Source organism: Burkholderia territorii (assembly GCF_902833055.1).
Taxonomy (GTDB): domain Bacteria; phylum Pseudomonadota; class Gammaproteobacteria; order Burkholderiales; family Burkholderiaceae; genus Burkholderia; species Burkholderia territorii.
Map to the genome: position 1 here is coordinate 109,444 of NZ_CADFEJ010000002.1, position 18,528 is coordinate 127,971.

An 18,528-nucleotide genomic window follows, 5' to 3' on the forward strand; every position below is an offset into this window, starting at 1 on the left:
GTCCCCCGAAACCGGTCGCCCGCGCCCCGTTCAGTGCGCCGCCGTTACAGCGACCCGACCCACGCGGCCTTGCGCCGCGCCGGCGCATCGCCGCCGCTTCTCCCGCCGCCCAGCACCTCGATCATGTAATCGACGAATGACGCGATCCGAGACGAGATCGCGGTGTTCCGGTAATACACCGCGTTGATCGGCTGTTCGACCTCGAGTGTCTGGCGCGCGAGCACCTGCACGAGCCGGCCGGCCTCGCGATCCTGCGCGGTCATGAAATCCGACAGGCACACCACGCCGGCCCCCTCCAGCGCGAGCTGCCGCAGCGTCTCGCCGCTCGACGACCAGATATCGGGCTCGACGCGGGTCGGCTCGCCGTCCGCGCCGAGGATCGGCCACACGTTCAGCGATTCGGGCTGCGTGAAGCCGAGCAGCGTGTGCTTGCCGAGGTCCTCCACCTTGCGCGGCTGGCCGTGCGCTTCGATGTACGCGGGGCTCGCGAGGATACGCAGCCGGCTGTTGCCGATCCGCCGGCTGTGCAGCGTCGAATCCTTCAGGCGGCCGATCCGGATCGCAACGTCGGTGCGCCGCTCGAGCAGGTCGATGATTCCTTCGTTGCTGTTCAGCTCCAGTTCGACCTTCGGGAAACGTTCCCGGTAGCCGCGCACGAGCGGCACGATCACGTGCAGCATGAACGGCGTCGCGGCATCGACGCGCAGCCGCCCCGACGGCATCTCGCGCCGCGCGAGCATCTGCTCCTCGGCGTTCTCGACCGATTCGATGATGGCGCGCGCATCCTGCAGGAACGCGCGCCCCTCCTCGGTCAGTTCGAGCCGGCGCGTGGTCCGGCGCAGGAGCGTCGTCTTCAGCTTCTCCTCGAGCCGCCCGAGCGTGCGGCTCGCCGCCGACACGGTGACGTCGAGCTGCTGCGCGGCGGCGGTGATCGAACCGGTGTCGACCACGGCGGCAAAGGCCTGGAGTTCGTCGAGAGTGATTTTCATTGTTGATCTGAAATCAAAACAATTTGGTTTATAGACGAGTTTTTCCGCAAAAGTAAAGGCGGCACACTGCGGCCCATTCTTACTGGAACCTGGATCCCGCCATGCCACTCGCCCTGCTGGCTCTGACCATCAGCGCCTTCGCCATCGGCACGACCGAATTCGTGATCGTCGGGCTGATCCCGACGATCGGCGCCGATCTCGGCGTCAGCCTGCCGTCGGCCGGCCTGCTCGTCAGCCTCTACGCGCTGAGCGTCGCGATCGGCGCACCGCTGCTCACCGCGCTCACCGGCCGCGTGCCGCGCAAGACGCTGCTCGCCGCGCTGATGGCGCTGTTCACCATCGGCAACCTCGTCGCCTGGCAAGCGCCCGGTTATGAATCGCTGATCGTCGCGCGCGTGCTCACCGGCCTCGCGCACGGCGTGTTCTTCTCGGTCGGCTCGATCATCGCGACCACGCTCGTGCCGAAGGACAAGGCCGCCAGCGCAATCGCGACGATGTTCAGCGGCATGACCGTCGCGTTCGTCGCCGGCATTCCGCTCGGCACCTTCATCGGCCAGCACTTCGGCTGGCGCGCGACGTTCCTGATCGTCGCGCTGTTCGGCGTCGTCGCGTTCGTCGGCGCGGTGGCCTTCGTGCCGCGCGGCCTCCCGCGCACGCCGCCGGCGCCGCTCGCCCGTCAGTTCCGCGTGCTGGCCCAGCCGCGGCTGCTGCTCGTCTATGCGATGACGGCGGTCGGCTACGGCGGCTCGCTGATCGCATTCACCTACATGGCCCCGCTGCTCGAACGGATCGCCGGCTTCACGCCGTCGCAGGTCAGTCTCGTGCTCGTCGGCTACGGCGTGTCGGTCGCGTTCGGCAACGTGTGGGGCGGCAAGCTCGCCGACCGCGTCGGCCCGGTCAAGGCGCTCAAGCAGATCTTCCTGCTGCTCGCGATCGTGCTGTTCGCACTGACCTTCACGGTGCACGCGAAGTGGCTCGCGGTGCTGACGATGCTCGCGTGGGGCGCCGTCGCATTCGGCAACGTGCCGGGCCTGCAGGTGTACGTCGTCAAGCAGGCGCGCCACTTCGCGCCGGACGCCACCGACGTCGCATCGGGCTTCAACATCGCCGCGTTCAACCTCGGCGTCGCCGGCGGCTCGTCGCTCGGCGGGCTGATCGTCGCGAACGTCGGCCTCGGCCATACGCCGTGGATCGCCGCCGTCGTCACACTCGGGGCGTTCGCGCTGACCGCGCTGAGCGGCCGCCTCGACCGCGGCCAGGGCCTGCCCGAACGCACGGCCGAACCCGTCGAACTCGCGCATTGAAGATCGCCCATGCGCGAAAGCGGCCCGGCGCGGGGCGTTCGACCGCAAGACGCTCGACATACGCAGCGACGGCTTCATCTCGCGTTGCGCGCTACACAAGGACGGACCGCGCATGCGCCCCTGCGAGGGCAACGACGCACGCGCCGGAGCAAGCTCGCGCCGACCTTTGATTTCAAATCAAATATTTTTGACCTCTGAAGGCGTTTATCTCACCAGTCCCGAGCGCCAGAATGGTCCATGACGCAACTGCCTCTTTCAGGAATACACGATGAACAACATTCCCGCATTCGGCCTCGGCACCTTCCGCCTGCAAGGCCAGGTCGTCATCGACTCGGTCCGCAACGGCCTCGAACTCGGCTACCGCGCGATCGACACAGCGCAGATCTACGGCAACGAAGCCGAAATCGGCGAAGCGATCGCCGCATCGGGCGTGCGCCGGGAGGACCTGTTCCTCACGACGAAGATCTGGGTCGACAACTACGCGCCGGCCAAGCTGGCCGCGAGCCTCGAGGAAAGCCTGCGCAAGCTGCGCACGGACTACGTCGACCTGACGCTGATCCACTGGCCGGCTCCGGACAACGGCGTGTCGATCGACGCGTTCATGACCGCACTCGCCGACGCGAAGGCGAAGGGCCTCACGCGCCAGATCGGCATCTCGAACTTCAACATCGAACTGACGAAGGAAGCGATCGCGGTGGTCGGCAAGGATGCGATCGCGACGAACCAGATCGAACTGAGCCCGTATCTGCAGAACCACAAGCTGGTCGAGTTCCTGAACGGCGAAGGCATCCACGTGACGTCGTACATGACGCTCGCATACGGCAAGGTGCTCGGCGACCCGGTGATCGGCGCGATCGCGCAACGGCACGATGCGACGCCCGCGCAGGTCGCGCTGGCCTGGGCGCTGCAGCTCGGCTACTCGGTGATTCCGTCGTCGACGAAGCGCGAAAACCTCGCGAGCAACCTGCTCGCGCGGACGCTGCGCCTGACCGACGAAGACATGGCGCAGATCGCCGCGCTCGAGCGCAACGGCCGCGAAGTCGACCCGGCCGGCCTCGCGCCGAAGTGGGACTAAGCGCCGCGTGCGCGACACCTCGATCGACTCATCCGCGGCCAGCCGGCCGCGGTACCGAAAGGAACCCGTGATGAACCATGACCCGCTTTTCCAGCCGCTGCAATTCGGCACACTGACGCTGCCGAACCGAATCGTGATGCCGCCGATGACGCGTTCGCGCGCCAGCCAGCCCGGCGACGAAGCCAATGAACTGATGGCCGCGTATTACGCGCAGCGCGCAAGTGCCGGCCTGATCGTCAGCGAAGGCACGTACATCGCGCCGCTCGGCAAGGGCTACGCATGGACGCCCGGCATCCACACGCCGTCGCAGGTCGCCGGCTGGCGCAAGGTGACCGACGCCGTCCACGCCGCGCACGGCCGCATCTTCGCGCAGCTCTGGCACGTCGGCCGGCTGAGTCACACGAGCCTGCTCGGCGGCCGGCAACCGGTGTCGTCGTCGCCGCTGCAGGCGAAGGGCGTGAACGTGTTCATCGCCGGCGAAGACGGCAGCACGCCGGGTTTCGTGCAGGCTTCCGAGCCGCGCGCGTTGTCCGTCGACGAAATCCGCGAGACCGTCGATCAATACCGCGCCGCCGCGCGCAACGCGATCGAAGCCGGCTTCGACGGCGTCGAGCTGCACGGCGCGAACGGCTATCTCGTGAACCAGTTCATCGACTCGAACGCGAACACGCGCACCGACGCGTACGGCGGCTCGCTCGAGAACCGGCTGCGCTTCCTGCGCGAAGTCACGCAGGCGCTGATCGAAGGCACCGGCGACGCGTCGCGCGTCGGCATCCGCCTCGCGCCGCTGACCACGCTGAACGGCTGCGTCGACGACGATCCCGAGACGACCTACCTCGCCGCCGCGAAGCTGCTCGGCGAACTCGGCGTCGGCTACCTGCACATCGCGGAAGCCGACTGGGACGACGCGCCGCTGATGCCGGTCGAATTCAAGCAGCAGCTGCGTGCCGCGTTCCCGGGCGTGATGATCTACGCCGGCGCGTACACGGCCGAGCGCGCGCGCGACGCGATCGCCGCAGGCTGGGCCGACCTCATCGCGTTCGGCCGGCCGTTCGTCGCGAATCCCGACCTGCCCGAGCGCCTGCGCACCGGTGCCGCGCTCGCTCCGCACGACCGCAACACGCTGTTCGGCGGCGGCGCACGCGGCCTCGTCGACTATCCGACGCTTGCGCAAGCCGCGGCGTGACGTCCCGAGGCCGGGCAAGACGAGCAGTGCGCCCGCGTCGCGTTCCGGTGTCGGCACCGCACCGCCAGGCGCCCGCATCGGCGCATGCCGGACGCCAGCGCCGGCAATGCCCGCGCATCGACCGCGGCGCGATGCTCGGGCCGTCGGCACGCTTCGCATTCAGCGGATCCGCATCGACAGCTCGACATCGCCGCCGAACGGCACCGACAGGTAGCCGTTGCGCGGCGCGCGGACGTAATCGAGGTAGTCCGGGCTGTACTCCGCGTTGTCGGCAACGACGAACGCGCCGGACCGCAACCGCGGCTCGACCCGCGCGAGGATCTCGGGATACAGCGCCTTCGCGCCGTCGAGCAGCAGGAGATCGACCGTGTCCGGCAGATCGCTCGCCAACGTGCGCAACGCATCGCCTTCACGAATCTCCACCAGATCGGCCAGCCCGGCCGCCGTCAGGTTCGCGCGCGCCCGCGCGACCTTCGACGCCTCGAACTCGCTCGTGATCACCCGGCCACCGCCGTTGTCGCGCAGCGCGGCCGCGAGGTGCAGCGTCGAGATGCCGAACGACGTCCCGAACTCGACGATCGCACGTGCGCCGCAGCCGCGCGCGAGCATGTACAGCAGCGTGCCCGTCTCGCGCGACACCGCGAGCGGATAATCCTTCAGGCGTGCATAGAAATCGGCGTAATCGGTCTTGCTGCGCATCAGCCGCGCGTGCTCGTCGTGCGACAGGTCGGCGAAGTCCGGGCTCGACGCGGGCGACGATGCGTCGGCTTCGTCGAACAGGCGCGCGAGCAGCGACGCCAGCGGGTCGTGAATCAGGGTGGTCATGCGAATCTCCGGTGTCAGGTTGAGTGCGTCAGAGCGCCCGACTAGAATATGACGAACCATTCACGTTTTACTATTCGCATTGGCAGACCCGTCATGACCGACCGCCGCAACGCCCCGATCGCCTCGCGCAGACTGCCTCGGCAAGCCCGCTCGACCCGGCTCGTCGACGACGTGCTCGAGGCCGCTATTCAGGTTCTGGCGACCGAAGGCGCGCAGCGCTTCACGATGGCGCGCGTCGCCGAGCGCGCCGGCGTGAGCGTCGGTTCGCTGTATCAGTACTTCCCGAACAAGGCGGCCGTGCTGTTCCGGCTGCAGCACGACGAGTGGCGGCAGACGTCCGCGATGCTGCGCGGGATGCTGGAAGATCCGGGCAAGACGCCGCCCGAGCGGCTGCGCGCCGCCGTCCACGCGTTCATCCGCTCGGAATGCGACGAGGCGCGGATGCGCATCGCGCTCGACGACGCCGCGCCGCTCTATCGCGATACACCCGAGGCACAGGAAGTGAAGGCGGCCGGCAACCGCATCTTCAGCGCATTCATGCGCGACGCGCTGCCCGACGTGGCGGATGCCACGCGCGCGCTCGCGTGCGAGCTGATCACGAGCACGCTCATGCATGCCGGCAAGGCGTTTTCGGAAACCGAACGCACGGCGGCGGAAATCGACGCGTATTCGGCCGCGATGGCCGACATGTTCTGCGCGTATCTCGCGCAGCTCGCACGCCGGTGATGCCGCGACGGCGACGGCGACGGCTACGGCGACGACGCACGGCTGCGCGGCGGCGTTCATGCGCCTGCGCCGCCTTGCTGAAAGAAATTCGTAATACCCGATGCGGCACCCGCTGCCGCCCGGCCCGCCGATCCTGCGTTCAAATAATCGCCTTAACGGATTCGAACTAGGCGTATACACGCGTTCCGCGACGACGAAGCCCGGTTGCACGCCGATATAAGCGCTGCGACATGCGCTGCATGCTCTTCCTCCAATGGGACGTGATGAGCCGTTCGCCTAACCTTCGCTACGGCAAAGCACACGTGACGGGGTCGACCGCACCACGCGTCGTACGACGCGACACTCGCGCGCCCTTCGACACGCGGACGACGACACGAATCGCGCGCGATGCGTCCCCACGACGCTGCCGATAATTTCAACCAGATACGAGACACCCTGACGACGGCCTGCCACGGGCCGTTTCAGCATGCTGATAAAGGAGCAAGCTCATGAGTGATACCCCGGTGCAGCCGACGGTCGGCGTCGGCGCGGAAGAAACGGACTTCGGCACCAAGGGAGTCATCGACCGGTACTTCGGCATTTCGTCGCGCGGCAGCACGCAGCGTCGCGAAATCGTCGCGGGCGTGACCACTTTCCTCGCGATGGTCTATTCGGTGTTCGTCGTGCCCGGCATGTTCGGCAAGGCCGGCTTCGACACGAGCGCGGTATTCGTCGCGGTCTGTCTCACCACCGCGTTCGGCTCGCTGCTGATGGGCCTGTGGGCGAAGCTGCCGATCGCGATCGGCTGCGCGATCTCGCTGACCGCGTTCACCGCGTTCGGCCTCGTGCTCGGCAAGGGTCTGCATCCGAGCGTCGCGCTCGGCGCCGTATTCCTGATGGGCCTCGTGTTCACGGGCATCTCGGTCACCGGCGTGCGTTCGTGGATCCTGCGCAATCTGCCCGCGGGCGTCGCGCACGGCACCGGGATCGGCATCGGCCTGTTCCTGCTGCTGATCGCGTCGAACGACGTCGGCCTGGTGATCAAGAATCCGGGCGCCGGCCTGCCGGTCTCGCTCGGCCAGATCACCGCGTTCCCCGTCATCATGTCGGTCGTCGGCCTCGCCGCGATCTTCGGGCTCGAGAAGCGTCGCGTGCCCGGCGGCATCCTGCTCGTCGTGGTCGCGATCTCGCTGATCGGCCTCGCGTTCGATCCGGCGGTGAAGTATCGCGGCATCTTCGCGCTGCCGTCGCTGAGCGCACCGGGCCACGCATCGCTGATCGGCGCGATGGACATCAAGGGCGCGCTGTCGATGGCCGTGCTGCCGAGCGTGCTCGCGCTCGTGATGACCGCCGTGTTCGACGCGACGGGCACGATCCGCGCGGTCGCGGGCCAGGCGGGCCAGCTCGATGAAAACGGCCGCATCATCAACGGCGGCCGCGCGCTGACCGCCGATTCGGTCAGCTCGATCTTCTCCGGCTTCCTCGGCGGCGCGCCGGCGGCGGCCTACATCGAATCGAGCGTCGGCGTGGCGGCCGGCGCGAAGACGGGCCTCGCGGCGGCGGTGGTCGGCGTGCTGTTCCTGGTCGTGATGTTCTTCTCGCCGCTCGCCGGCCTCGTGCCGTCGTACGCAACGGCCCCCGCGCTGATGTACGTCGGCCTGCTGATGCTCGGCAGCGTGAGCAAGCTGCACATGGACGACATGGTCGATGCGATGTCGGGCCTCGTGTGCGCGGTGTTCATCGTGCTGACCGCGAACATCGTGACCGGCATCATGCTCGGCTTCTCGACGCTCGTGATCGGCCGCATCGCCAGCGGCGAATTCCGCAAGCTCAACGTCGGCACCGTGCTCATCGCCGCCGTGCTCGTCACGTTCTATCTCGGCGGCTGGGCGATCTGACCGCGCATCATGCGCGACGTCGCCTGCAGAAGGGCGGCGCGCATCGGGACGACATCCGTCTCCTCCACCATCGTCGTCGATGGCTTCCCGGCCTGGAAACGCATGTTTCCGGGCCTTTTTTGCCGGTGCTGGCGGCGTTGCGGCGCGCACGCACGCGCGATGGCCAGGTGCGGCGCATCGCTGTTGCGCATGCAGTGCTACGATCGTGCTTTGTCCTCCGGAGCGCGCATGAATCCGTTCGGCATCGTCTCTGAATCAGACACGCGGACCGCGGCGCACAAGCCGCCGTTCATCCCGTCATTCGGCTTCGTCGAAGTTCATGAGTCGCAGCCGATCGATGCGCCGCCGTCGCGCATCATCGACGCCGTGGCCGCGCTCGACATGCGCGCCGATCCGGTCATCGACGCGCTGCTCACCATGCGTGAAGCACCGGCGGCCATCGCACGCGTGCTGGGCAATCGCGAAGCCGAAGGCGCGCGCGAACGCTTCGGCTTCCATACGTTCACGCTGCTGCATCGCGACGACACGTCGCTGTCGCTCGGCCTCATCGGACGCTTCTGGCGCCCGACGCCCGACGTGCGGACGATCGCCGACGCCGCGGCCTTCGTCCGGCACGACGATCCGCGCGACGCGAAACTGGTGCTGCGCTTCGAGGTCGTCGGACTGTCGTCGGGCACGCGGCTGCTGCGCACCGAAACCTTCGTGCACTGTCCCGACACGCGCACGCGGCTGCTGTTTCTGCCGTACTGGCTCGCGATCCGGCTCGCGAGCGGCTGGATCCGCCGCCGCACGCTCGCGGCCGTCGAACTGGCGCTTGCCTGACACGCCCGGCGCATTGCGATGCGGTACGTCGTAGCGCCGCGCACACCGTCATCTGCAATCCCGATCGGCCCTCCCTCGGTCGCGGCGAAAGAATGCCGTCCCGCGCCGCGCGGTTTTCGTTCCATCCGGCGTTCGCCGTCGCGGCGCGCTACCCTATCGATCTTCGCGCCGGCGCCCCGGCTCGCCGCCAGATCCGAACCGATCGATGACCCGCATCCGAACCCACCTGAACATCGCGCAGCTCCAGGCATTCGTCTCCGCCGCGCATCACAAGAGCCTGCGCGCCGCCGCGCGCGAGCTCGGCGTCACGCAACCGGCGATCACGCATACGATCCGCGAACTCGAGACGGCACTGAACGCCGAACTGCTCGCGCGCAGCGTGCGCGGCGTCGAGCTGACCGCGTGCGGCCATGCGCTGCTGCCGCGCGCCGAGCAACTGCTCGGCGACGTGCGCCGCACCGTCGAGGCCGTCGAGCAGGTGAAAGGGGAAATGTCGGGGCGCGTCGCGGTCGGCACGATGCCGTCGATCGCGCTGACCGCGCTGCCGCACGCGGTCACCGCCTTCCGCCAGTCGATGCCGAACGTCAGCCTGCATCTGGAGGAAGTGACGGTGCCCGACGCGCTCGCGCAACTGCGCAACGGCACGCTCGACATCGCTGCGATGCACCATGTGCCGGCCCTCGATCGCGATTTCACGCAGGTGCCGCTGCTGTCGACCGAGTTCACCGTCGTGATGCGCGAAGGCCACCCGCTGGCGCACGCGCGGCGGTTAGAGGAATTGCTCGATGCCGAGTGGATCGTCACGGTCGGTGCCGAGCAATTCCCGCACAGCGTGATGGTCGGCATGTTCGAGGCACGCGGGCTGCCGCTGCCGAAGCGCCTGCTGCGCTCGCCGATGTCGTTCGCGGTGACGCTCGGGCTCGTCGCGCGCTCCGACGTGATCGGCTGCTTCACGCGCCCGCTGGCCGCGATGGTGGCGCCGCTCGGGATTCGCACGGCCGGGCTCGACGAAAGCATGCCGCGCTTCGACCTGTCGATCATCGCGCGCCGCGACCTGCTGCCGACGCCGGCCGTCTCGCAATTCGTCACCTGCCTGCAGCGCGCGGTCAACGAAACGCTCGGCTGAATCGTTCCTTCGTCTGAAACGGTCGCGCGCCGCGCGCACGGCCGTCGGGTCCGGTATCGGGGCATGTCCTAGGCGCCCTCCCGGTATTTTGTCTTGATAATCTTGCGCACGTCGCGCGCCCGCATCGGGCAGCGAAACGGACAGTCCGACGCGAAGCCGCGCCGGGCCGAAGGCTTACGGCGCGGCACAACCGCGCACCCATCGAACAAAACGAGGAGTCACCGAGTGAAAAAGATTCTTGCGGCTGTGACCGTAGCCCTGCTCGCCGTATCGGCCGGCACTGCATACGCGAAGGACTGGACGACCGTGCGCTTCGGCGTCGACGCAAGCTACCCGCCTTTCGAATCGAAAGGCGCCGACGGCAAGGTGGTCGGGTTCGACGTCGATCTCGGCAACGAAATCTGCCGCCGCATGAACGCGAAGTGCGTGTGGATCGAAAACGACTTCGACGGGATGATCCCGGCGCTGAAGGCACGCAAGTTCGACGGCGTCCTGTCGTCGATGTCGATGACGCCGGCGCGTCAGGAACAGATCGCGTTCTCGTCGAAGCTGTTCAACACGCCGACGCGCCTCGTCGCGAAGAAGGGTGCCGGCCTGATGCCGACGGCCGAATCGCTGAAGGGCAAGTCGGTCGGCGTCGAGCAGGGCACGATCCAGGAAACCTACGCGAAGACGTACTGGGCGCCGAAGGGCGTGAACGTCGTGCCTTACCAGAACCAGGACCAGGTCTATGCCGACCTGATTTCCGGCCGTCTGGACGGCGCGCTGCAGGACGCGGTGCAGGCTGAAATCGGCTTCCTGAAGACGCCGCGCGGCGCGAACTTCGATTTCGCCGGCAAGGACATCGACGATCCGAAGACGCTCGGCAACGGCGCCGGCATCGGCCTGCGCAAGGAAGACACCGACCTGAAGGCGAAGATCGACAGCGCGATCGCCGGCATGCGCAAGGACGGCACGTACGACAAGATCGCGAAGAAGTACTTCGATTTCGACGTGTACGGCAAGTAACACCGCGCAACGGCGCGCTTCGCATCCGCGCAGACGGGCTCCGCAAGGAGCCCGTTTTTTTTGCGCCGCGCGCGCCGGACGCCTGCGCGACACGTCTGAACGCAGGGCCGCGGCAACGTTATTTTTTATGCAACAACTCGATGATTCGTAAAGGAAATCGGCTTGCCCGGCGCGTGGTTTGATAGGTTCGCGCAAGGCAACGTACAATCGATCTTCCACGCATACCGGATCACTCGCGGCTGCGCCGCCCTCCCCTCATCATGCAAACGCAGACCCATCCGCTGATTTCCCCCGCCGTCGGTACCGAACGTCAGATCACGAGCTTCCACTACGGCCCGCGCGGCGGGAAGAAGGTCTACATCCAGTCGTCGCTGCACGCGGACGAACTGCCCGGCATGCTGGTCGCCGCGCTGCTGCGCCGCAAGATCGCCGCGCTCGAGACGGCCGGCAAGCTGCGCGGCGAGATCGTCATCGTGCCCGTGCCGAACCCGATCGGCCTGTCGCAGCATGTGTTCGGCGATCACCTCGGCCGCTTCGAGCTCGGCTCGATGCAGAACTTCAACCGCAATTTCCACGATCTCGCCGCGCTCGTGCTGCCGCGCATCGAAGGCCGGCTGACGAACGACGCGCAACGCAACCTCGTGGCGGTACGCACCGCGATGCGCGAGGCGCTCGACGAGCAGAAGCCGCGCACCGAACTCGAATCGCAGCGCCTCGCGCTGCAGAAGCTGTCGTTCGACGCCGACATCGTGCTCGACCTGCATTGCGACAACGACGCTGTGATGCATCTGTATACGAACCCCGATCTGTGGGAAGACGTCGAGCCGCTGGCGCGCTATCTGGACTCGCAGGCGTCGCTGCTCGCGCTGAATTCGGTCGGCAATCCGTTCGACGAGATCCACAGCTTCTGCTGGTCGGATCTGCGCGGCCGTTTCGGCGAGCGCTTCCCGATCCCGAACGGCGCGATTTCCGTCACGGTCGAACTGCGCAGCGAGCGCGACGTGTCCTATGAACTCGCGGAAAAGGATTCCCAGGCGATCGTCGAATACCTGACCGAACGCGGCGTGATCGACGGCACGCCCGCGCCGCTGCCGCCGCTCGCGTATCCGGCCACGCCGCTCGCGGGCACCGATCCGCTCGTCGCGCCTGTGTCGGGCGTGATCGTGTTCCGCACGCCGGTCGGCGCGTGGATCGAGGCCGGCCAGGAAGTGGCCGACATCGTCGATCCGCTGACCGATCGCGTGATCACGCTGAAGAGCAGCGTGTCGGGTGTGCTGTACGCGCGTCAGGTCGTGCGCTTCGCGACTGCCGGCATGGAAGTCGCGCGCATCGCCGGCGCGACGCCGATCCGCACCGGATCGCTGCTGTCGGCGTGAGCGTCTGAACGCTCCTCGGCCGCCCGAGCGGCCGACCCGTGCGCCGTATCACGGCGCGCCAACGAAATCGCCCGCTTGCGCGGGCGATTTGCTTTTCGGTCGCGTGCAACGCCGCGCGACGCGGCCGGGCAACGGCCGACGTTCAGAACGCCGGCACGATCGCACCGCCGAATTTCTGGTCGATGAACTTGCGCACGTCGTCCGATTCATAGGCCGCGACGAGCTTCTTCACCCACGGCTTGTCCTTGTCCTGCGCGCGCACCGCGATCAGGTTCGCGTACGGGCCGCGCAGATCCTCGATCGCGATCGCATCCTTCACCGGCGTGAGCCCGGCCTTCACCGCATAGTCGGTGTTGATCGATGCGGCGTCGAGGTCGGGCAGCGCGCGCGGCAGTTGCGCGGCGTCGAGCTCGACGATCCGGATCTTCTTCGGATTCTCGGCGACGTCGAGCGGCGTCGCGTTCACGCCGTTGGTGCCCACGCCCGGCTTCAGCTTGATCACGCCGTATTTCTGCAGCAGCAGCAGCGCGCGATTGCCGTTCGACGGATCGTTCTGGATCCCGACCTTCGCGCCGGCCGGCAAGTCCTTCAGCGACTTGAGCTTCTTCGAATAGAAACCCATCGGCGCCGTGTAGGTCAGCCCGACGTTGACGATCCGGTAGCCGCGCTGCTTGATCTGGCTGTCGAGAAACGGCTGGTGCTGGAAACCGTTCGCATCGAGGTCGCCCGCGTCGAGTGCCGCGTTCGGCTGCACGTAGTCGTTGAATTCGATGACCTTGATCGCGAGGCCTTCGCGTGCGGCGACTTTCGTCACCTCGGTCCAGATCTGCGCGTCGGGGCCGCTCATCGTGCCGATCTTCAGCGTCTGGGAGTCGGCGTGCGCGCCGGGCGCGGCAAAGGCCAGCGCCGCGGCAAGCGCGCCGAGGCCGGTCAGGATCGAACGTCGCATGGTGTCCTCTTGTCCCGTGTGGTTGTCGAAGCGCGCATCGTGGCACGGGGCCGGAACGGCACCAACCAAGCTTATTTCATGTGCATATTCCCGATCTCGATCGAACCTCAGGCGGAATCGGTATAACTCCCCGCTGTTCAACCGGGCAAAATCCAGTGTCGCTTCGGCACCACAGATTCGTCATATGACAAAGCCTGTCACATTCATTACGTGGCCCGCCGATAAAGTTGCGACCGGTCCGTGAAAGCGCCCAGAGAGAGCGCCGGAACCGCAACTGGACACGCCATTTATTCGCTCGGAGAATCCTTTGAACAAGAAACTGTTGACCATCGCCATCCTCGCAGCAACGGCCGGCGCGGCACACGCACAAAGCAGCGTGACCCTGTATGGCGTCATCGATGCCGGTATCAGCTACGTGAACCACAGCAAGACCGCGAACGGCGGCAGCGGCAAGCTGTTCAAGTACGACGACGGCGTGGCCCAAGGCAGCCGTTGGGGCCTGCGCGGCACCGAAGACCTCGGTGGCGGCCTGAAGGCGATCTTCGTGCTCGAAAACGGCTTCAACAGCGGCAACGGCACGATCGGCCAGGGCGGCGCGATCTTCGGCCGTCAAGCCTACGTCGGCCTGAGCCAGTCGCAATACGGCACGGTCACGTTCGGCCGCCAGTACTCGTTCTCGACCGACATCCTCGGTTCGAACTACTCGACCGGCGGCAACACGGTCGCGGGTAACTACGCGTACCACGTGAACGACATCGACCAGCTCACGTCGAGCCGCATCAACAACTCGGTGAAGTTCCAGAGCGCGAACTACGCCGGCTTCACGTTCGGCGCGTTGTACGGCTTCTCGAACTCGACCGACTTCGCAGGCGCACCGGCGACGACGACGGGCACCACGACGACGGCCGGTTCGTCGCGCGCATACAGCTTCGGCCTGAACTACGCGAACGGCCCGTTCGCACTCGGCGCCGCATACACGGACATCCGCTTCCCGAGCCAGTCGACGCCGGCATTCTCGACGTCGATCGCGAACATCGCGCTGACGAACATCCGCGACCTGCGCACGTACGGCGTCGGCGGCCGCTACATCTTCGGCCCGGCAACGGCATGGCTGCTCTGGACGCGCACGCAGTTCACCCCGATCGCGGCTGGCGCATCGGGCACGTTCTACAACGCATATGAAGCAGGCGTGAAGTATGCGATCACCCCGGCGCTGTCGGCAGCAGCGGGCTACACGTACACGAACGCAACGCAAAGCGGCAACTCGGCGCACTGGAACCAGGGCGACCTGGGCCTCGACTACGCGCTGAGCAAGCGTACGGACGTGTACGGCCTGGTCGTCTACCAGAAGGCATCGGGCAACGGCGTGCAAGCGCAGATCGGCTCGAGCACGAGCTACTTCAGCACGTCGGGCAACGGTTCGTCGAACCAGCTGGCCGCTCGTGTCGGTATCCGCCACAAGTTCTAAAGCATCCGCTTAACTCGTCCGCGCATTTCGCGGATGACGGCGGCAAGAAGCGCCCCGCTCCCCGCGGGGCGCTTTTTTATGGGCTTTTAAGTTTCGCTTAATTCTGGGCTGAGAGGATGCTCTCACCCCCCCTGTTGGCCGCCTGAGCATCGGCGGCTTTTTTTTTGAGACCCACTACGGCACCGCCATCAACTGCCCACAAGACAGGATCGGAGCCCAAGATGATCGAAGATACCGTTTTCAGCCATCTGCACGCGATTCTGACGCGCCAGCATTCGCTGCCGGTCCAAAGCTGTCGCGTGTCGGTCGAAATGCAGCGCCCGTGGGGGCGCCCTTACCGGCTCGTCGAATGGACGATGCATCTCGACGCGCCCGCGCGGCGCCAGATCGTGCCGGCCGAATCGACCGACGAAGAGATCGCCGAGGTCGTCGCGTCGCATGTGCCGGGCCGCCTGTACGGCGACGGCCGGCTGCAGTTCTGACGCCCTTCGTTACCCGCCGCTGTCCGCAGCACCACCAGCCCGCACGCATCGTGCGGCACTCGGTCTCGTTTGACGCGGCAACGAAGTCTGCTACGCTGCGCGTTTTCGTCCACGCAACACACGATGGAAAACGCATTCAACGAACGCGGCGTGATGGTCACGCGCAACGGCCTGTCGGCCGCCGGGCAGCTCTTCCCGCTGCGTGACATCCGCAACGTCGACGTCGTCAAGATCCCGAAGAATCGCCTCGTGCCGTCGCTGATCTCGCTGATCGGCGTGGCCGCCGCCATTGCCGGCGGCATCGGCGCATCGAGCGCCGCGCTGGTCGTCGGCGTGATGCTCGCCGTCGTCGGCTATCTCGCGTGGACCACGCAGGACGTCACGTACCGCCTGATGGTCGAGATGCCCGACGGCAAGCGCGAAGCGCTGTCGAGCGTCGACGCCGAATTCGTCGAGCGCGTCGCGCAGGTCGTGCGCGATGCACGCACGGCCACGGCCGCCGGCTGATTTCCGCTGCGCGTGCCGACCACCTACTATTGAATGAGCGGCACGCCGCCGCATCGTTCGAGGAGGTCGGCATGAACGCCCAATCGCTGTCCGGCATGCTGCGCGCGCAGGAGCTGCTGCTCGTCTCCACGATCCGCACGCTGCCGCCCGACACACGCCGCGCACTCGTCGATCTCTACGCCGAACAGCTCGCGTTCGCCGAACAGGCCGGTTTCGAAGCCTACGGCGATCGCGCGACGCACGACGCGTTCATCGCGCATGCGCGCAACCTGCTGATTCGTATCGAGTCGCTGGCCTAGGGCCTGCTTGCCTCACCTTCGCCCCCGCGCGGTTCGCCCGATCCGCGCTGGCGGCGCACGTCCACATGCGCCGCTTTTCGTCCTTGTATCGCGAATAATTCTCATTTACACTGGCGAAATTATCAATTCCCTTTCAATTCGCCGTTCGCCGCCACCCGCGCGCGAACGGGCCAGCCAGGTGAACGCGTCACCCAGCCAGCCTTCGGGCTAGTCATCGTCAATGGGAGACCACCTGTGCATTGCTATCCACTGGCGCGGCGGCCGATCTGTGCCGCGCTGTTCGGTGCGTTCGGCCTGTCCGCCACGCCGGCTCATGCCGATTCACCGCCGCAAGGCGCCAACCCGCCACCTGCCGCCCTGACCGCCGCCGCATCTACGCGCGGCGATGCGGCGCTGCTCGACGCCGTCACCGTCACGGCCACCCGTACCGCTACCGCCGCGAGTCGCACGGCCGCGTCCGTGTCGGTGATCACCGACGACGATCTCGAAGAGCAGCAAGCCGCCAACATCAAGGACGCGCTGCGCTACGAGCCGGGCGTCACGGTGCGCCGCACCGCGTACCGCCCCGGCAGCGCCGCGCTCGGCGGCGGCCGCGACGGCGATTCGAGCATCAACATCCGCGGCCTCGAAGGCAATCGCGTGCTGCTGATGGAAGACGGCATCCGCCTGCCGAACGCGTTCTCGTTCGGGCCGCTCGAAGCCGGCCGCGGCGACTACACGGACCTCGACACGCTCAAGCGCATCGAGATCCTGCGCGGTCCGGCGTCGGCGCTGTACGGCAGCGACGGGCTGACCGGCGCGGTGAACTTCATCACGAAGGATCCGCGCGACCTGCTGTCGATCTACGGCAAACCCGCTTACTTCTCGTTCAGGCCGAGCTACGATTCGGCCGACCGCAGCATCGGCGCGACCGTATCGGCCGCGGGCGGCAACGACCGCGTTCAGGGGATGATCATCGCCGACGGCCGGCGCGGCCACGAGATCGACACGCGCGGCGCCGACAACTCGGCGAGCACGCTGCGCACGACGTCGAATCCGCAGGACGTCTATTCGGAGTCTCTGCTCGGCAAGCTCGTGCTGACGCCGACCGCGCGCGACACGATCCGGTTCACCGCCGAAACCGTGCAGCGCCGCGTGAGCACCGACGTGCTGTCCGCGATCAACCCGCCGGCCACGCTCGGCCTCACGACCCGCGACCGTCTCGAACGCAACCGCTTCAGCGTCGACTACGACTTTCGCGACGATGCATTTCGCTGGTTCCAGACCGCACACGTGCAGCTCTACTACCAGGATGCGAAGCAGGACCAGTACGCGTTCGAGACGCGCGGCCGGCAGCCTTCGCGTTCGCGCGACAACCAGTACCAGGAGCGCACGTTCGGCGGCGCCGCGTTCGCCGAAAGCGGCTTCGCGACGGGCCCGCTCGCGCACAAGCTGCTGTACGGCGTCGACGGCAGCCTGTCACGCGTGACGAACCTGCGCGACGGCACGGTGCCGGGCGTCGGCGAGGCGTTCCCGAACAAGGCGTTTCCCGATACCGACTACACGCTGTTCGGCGCGTTCGTGCAGGACCGGATCGGTTATGGCCGCCTGCTCGTCACGCCGGGGCTGCGCTTCGACACGTACCGGCTGAGCCCGACGCGCAACGATCCGCTGTTTACCGGCACCGCGGTGTCGACGAGCGCGAACGAAGTGTCGCCGCGCGTCGCGGTGCTCTACGAGATCACGCCGGCACTCGTTCCGTATGCGCAGTACGCACACGGCTTCCGCGCGCCCACGCCCGACCAGGTCAACAGCAGCTTCTCGAACCCCGTGTACGGCTACACGTCGATCGGCAATCCGAACCTCAAGCCCGAGACGAGCGACACGTTCGAAGCCGGCCTGCGCGGCAAGGCCGGCACCGGCTACGGCGTCGTGCGCTACAGCGCGGCCGCGTTCACGGGCCGCTACCGCAACTTCATCTCGCGCACGACGATCGCCGGCAGCGGCCGGCCGGCCGACCCGTTCGTGTTCCAGTACGTGAACTTTGCCGACGCGCGCATCCACGGCCTCGAAGGCCGCGCCGAATGGGCGATGCCGAACGGCTTCACGCTGAAGACGGCGATGGCGTTCACCCGTGGCTCGACGCAGAACGACGGCGCGGCGAGCCAGCCGCTGAACACGGTCAATCCGTTCTCGGCGGTGTTCGGCGTGCGCTACGAGCCCGGCGAACGCTGGTTCGTGCAGACGGACCTGCTGTTCCAGGCCGCGAAACGCGACAAGGACATCGACAAGTCCGACTGTTCGAACAAGACGTGCTTCTCGCCGCCTTCGTCGTTCGTCGTCGACCTGCGCGGCGGCTACCGCTTCAACAAGCACGTGAGCGCGACGATCGGCATCCGCAACCTGTTCGACCGCAAGTACTGGAACTGGTCGGACGTGCGCGGCATCGCGGCCGATTCGCAGGTGCTCGATGCCTATACGTCGTCCGGACGCACGGTCGCCGTCAGCATGAAAGTGGATTTCTGATACG

Annotated in this window: 18 protein-coding genes; 14 read left to right on the plus strand and 4 right to left on the minus strand. The window is 67.0% G+C overall.

The genetic code is table 11. The annotated features are described in order from the left end of the window. Positions 1–44: 44 nt before the first annotated feature. The gene (locus tag HW466_RS05070; RefSeq protein WP_059501545.1) at positions 45–989 is read right to left on the minus strand and encodes a LysR family transcriptional regulator; all 945 of its coding nucleotides are present in this window, start codon (positions 987–989) and stop codon (positions 45–47) included. Positions 990–1,090: 101 nt separating this feature from the next. Between HW466_RS05070 and HW466_RS05075 the strand changes: the two genes are divergently transcribed. From HW466_RS05075 to HW466_RS05085, 3 genes are all read left to right on the plus strand, one after another. Continuing rightward, positions 1,091–2,293 carry an MFS transporter gene (locus HW466_RS05075; RefSeq protein WP_059944694.1) on the plus strand — a complete coding sequence of 401 codons (1,203 nt, stop codon included), beginning with the start codon at positions 1,091–1,093 and terminating at the stop codon, positions 2,291–2,293. Between the two features lie 268 nt (positions 2,294–2,561). After that, entirely contained in the window at positions 2,562–3,368 is an 807-nt protein-coding gene (gene dkgB / locus HW466_RS05080) for a 2,5-didehydrogluconate reductase DkgB (protein ID WP_151006288.1), read from the plus strand. Positions 3,369–3,438: 70 nt separating this feature from the next. Then, a complete protein-coding gene (locus HW466_RS05085; RefSeq protein WP_174905700.1) occupies positions 3,439–4,554 on the plus strand; it encodes an alkene reductase in 1,116 nt (371 codons plus the stop codon). 159 nt (positions 4,555–4,713) lie between these two features. Here HW466_RS05085 and HW466_RS05090 read toward each other — a convergent pair whose 3' ends face one another. Further along, a complete protein-coding gene (locus HW466_RS05090) occupies positions 4,714–5,379 on the minus strand; it encodes an O-methyltransferase (RefSeq protein ID WP_060346211.1) in 666 nt (221 codons plus the stop codon). A 93-nt stretch (positions 5,380–5,472) separates the two neighbouring features. On the opposite strand from HW466_RS05090, the gene HW466_RS05095 reads away from it, so the two are divergent. Together HW466_RS05095 and HW466_RS05100 are read left to right on the plus strand one after the other, a co-directional pair. Further along, a complete protein-coding gene (locus tag HW466_RS05095) occupies positions 5,473–6,105 on the plus strand; it encodes a TetR/AcrR family transcriptional regulator (protein WP_239005893.1) in 633 nt (210 codons plus the stop codon). Between the two features lie 488 nt (positions 6,106–6,593). Continuing rightward, complete coding sequence (locus tag HW466_RS05100) at positions 6,594–7,982, plus strand: NCS2 family permease (protein WP_059448994.1); 1,389 nt, start codon at positions 6,594–6,596, stop codon at positions 7,980–7,982. On the opposite strand, the gene HW466_RS05105 is transcribed toward HW466_RS05100, so the two are convergent. Further along, complete coding sequence (locus HW466_RS05105; protein WP_059868723.1) at positions 7,958–8,173, minus strand: hypothetical protein; 216 nt, start codon at positions 8,171–8,173, stop codon at positions 7,958–7,960. The two genes, HW466_RS05100 and HW466_RS05105, sit on opposite strands and share 25 nt — an antisense overlap. Positions 8,174–8,210: 37 nt before the next feature. Between HW466_RS05105 and HW466_RS05110 the strand changes: the two genes are divergently transcribed. The 4 genes from HW466_RS05110 to HW466_RS05125 all read left to right on the plus strand — a co-directional run bounded on the left by HW466_RS05110 (position 8,211) and on the right by HW466_RS05125 (position 12,314). Beyond that, a complete protein-coding gene (locus tag HW466_RS05110) occupies positions 8,211–8,804 on the plus strand; it encodes a hypothetical protein (protein WP_059449098.1) in 594 nt (197 codons plus the stop codon). Between the two features lie 205 nt (positions 8,805–9,009). Continuing rightward, positions 9,010–9,930 (plus strand): LysR family transcriptional regulator, encoded by a 921-nt coding sequence (locus tag HW466_RS05115; RefSeq protein WP_170296658.1) that lies wholly within the window; start codon positions 9,010–9,012, stop codon positions 9,928–9,930. A gap of 225 nt (positions 9,931–10,155) precedes the next feature. Beyond that, on the plus strand, positions 10,156–10,938 hold the full coding sequence (locus HW466_RS05120) for an ABC transporter substrate-binding protein (protein WP_059448992.1): 783 nt from the start codon (positions 10,156–10,158) through the stop codon (positions 10,936–10,938). 260 nt (positions 10,939–11,198) lie between these two features. Beyond that, entirely contained in the window at positions 11,199–12,314 is a 1,116-nt protein-coding gene (locus HW466_RS05125; protein ID WP_059448991.1) for a succinylglutamate desuccinylase/aspartoacylase family protein, read from the plus strand. A 142-nt stretch (positions 12,315–12,456) separates the two neighbouring features. Here HW466_RS05125 and HW466_RS05130 read toward each other — a convergent pair whose 3' ends face one another. Beyond that, positions 12,457–13,263, minus strand: a complete 807-nt coding sequence (locus tag HW466_RS05130) for a MetQ/NlpA family ABC transporter substrate-binding protein (RefSeq protein WP_059448990.1) — start codon at positions 13,261–13,263, stop codon at positions 12,457–12,459. Between the two features lie 307 nt (positions 13,264–13,570). Between HW466_RS05130 and HW466_RS05135 the strand changes: the two genes are divergently transcribed. The 5 genes from HW466_RS05135 to HW466_RS05155 all read left to right on the plus strand — a co-directional run bounded on the left by HW466_RS05135 (position 13,571) and on the right by HW466_RS05155 (position 18,524). Then, entirely contained in the window at positions 13,571–14,731 is a 1,161-nt protein-coding gene (locus HW466_RS05135; protein ID WP_059448989.1) for a porin, read from the plus strand. A gap of 221 nt (positions 14,732–14,952) precedes the next feature. Further along, positions 14,953–15,213, plus strand: coding sequence for a DUF2866 domain-containing protein (locus HW466_RS05140; RefSeq protein WP_059448988.1), 261 nt, complete (start codon positions 14,953–14,955; stop codon positions 15,211–15,213). A gap of 123 nt (positions 15,214–15,336) precedes the next feature. Continuing rightward, positions 15,337–15,720 (plus strand): DUF6232 family protein, encoded by a 384-nt coding sequence (locus HW466_RS05145; RefSeq protein WP_059868722.1) that lies wholly within the window; start codon positions 15,337–15,339, stop codon positions 15,718–15,720. Positions 15,721–15,791: 71 nt separating this feature from the next. Beyond that, entirely contained in the window at positions 15,792–16,019 is a 228-nt protein-coding gene (locus HW466_RS05150; protein WP_059449097.1) for a hypothetical protein, read from the plus strand. A 234-nt stretch (positions 16,020–16,253) separates the two neighbouring features. Continuing rightward, positions 16,254–18,524: a TonB-dependent hemoglobin/transferrin/lactoferrin family receptor gene (locus HW466_RS05155; protein WP_151004496.1), complete on the plus strand. Its 2,271-nt coding sequence runs from the start codon at positions 16,254–16,256 to the stop codon at positions 18,522–18,524. The last annotated feature ends 4 nt before the right edge of the window (positions 18,525–18,528 follow it).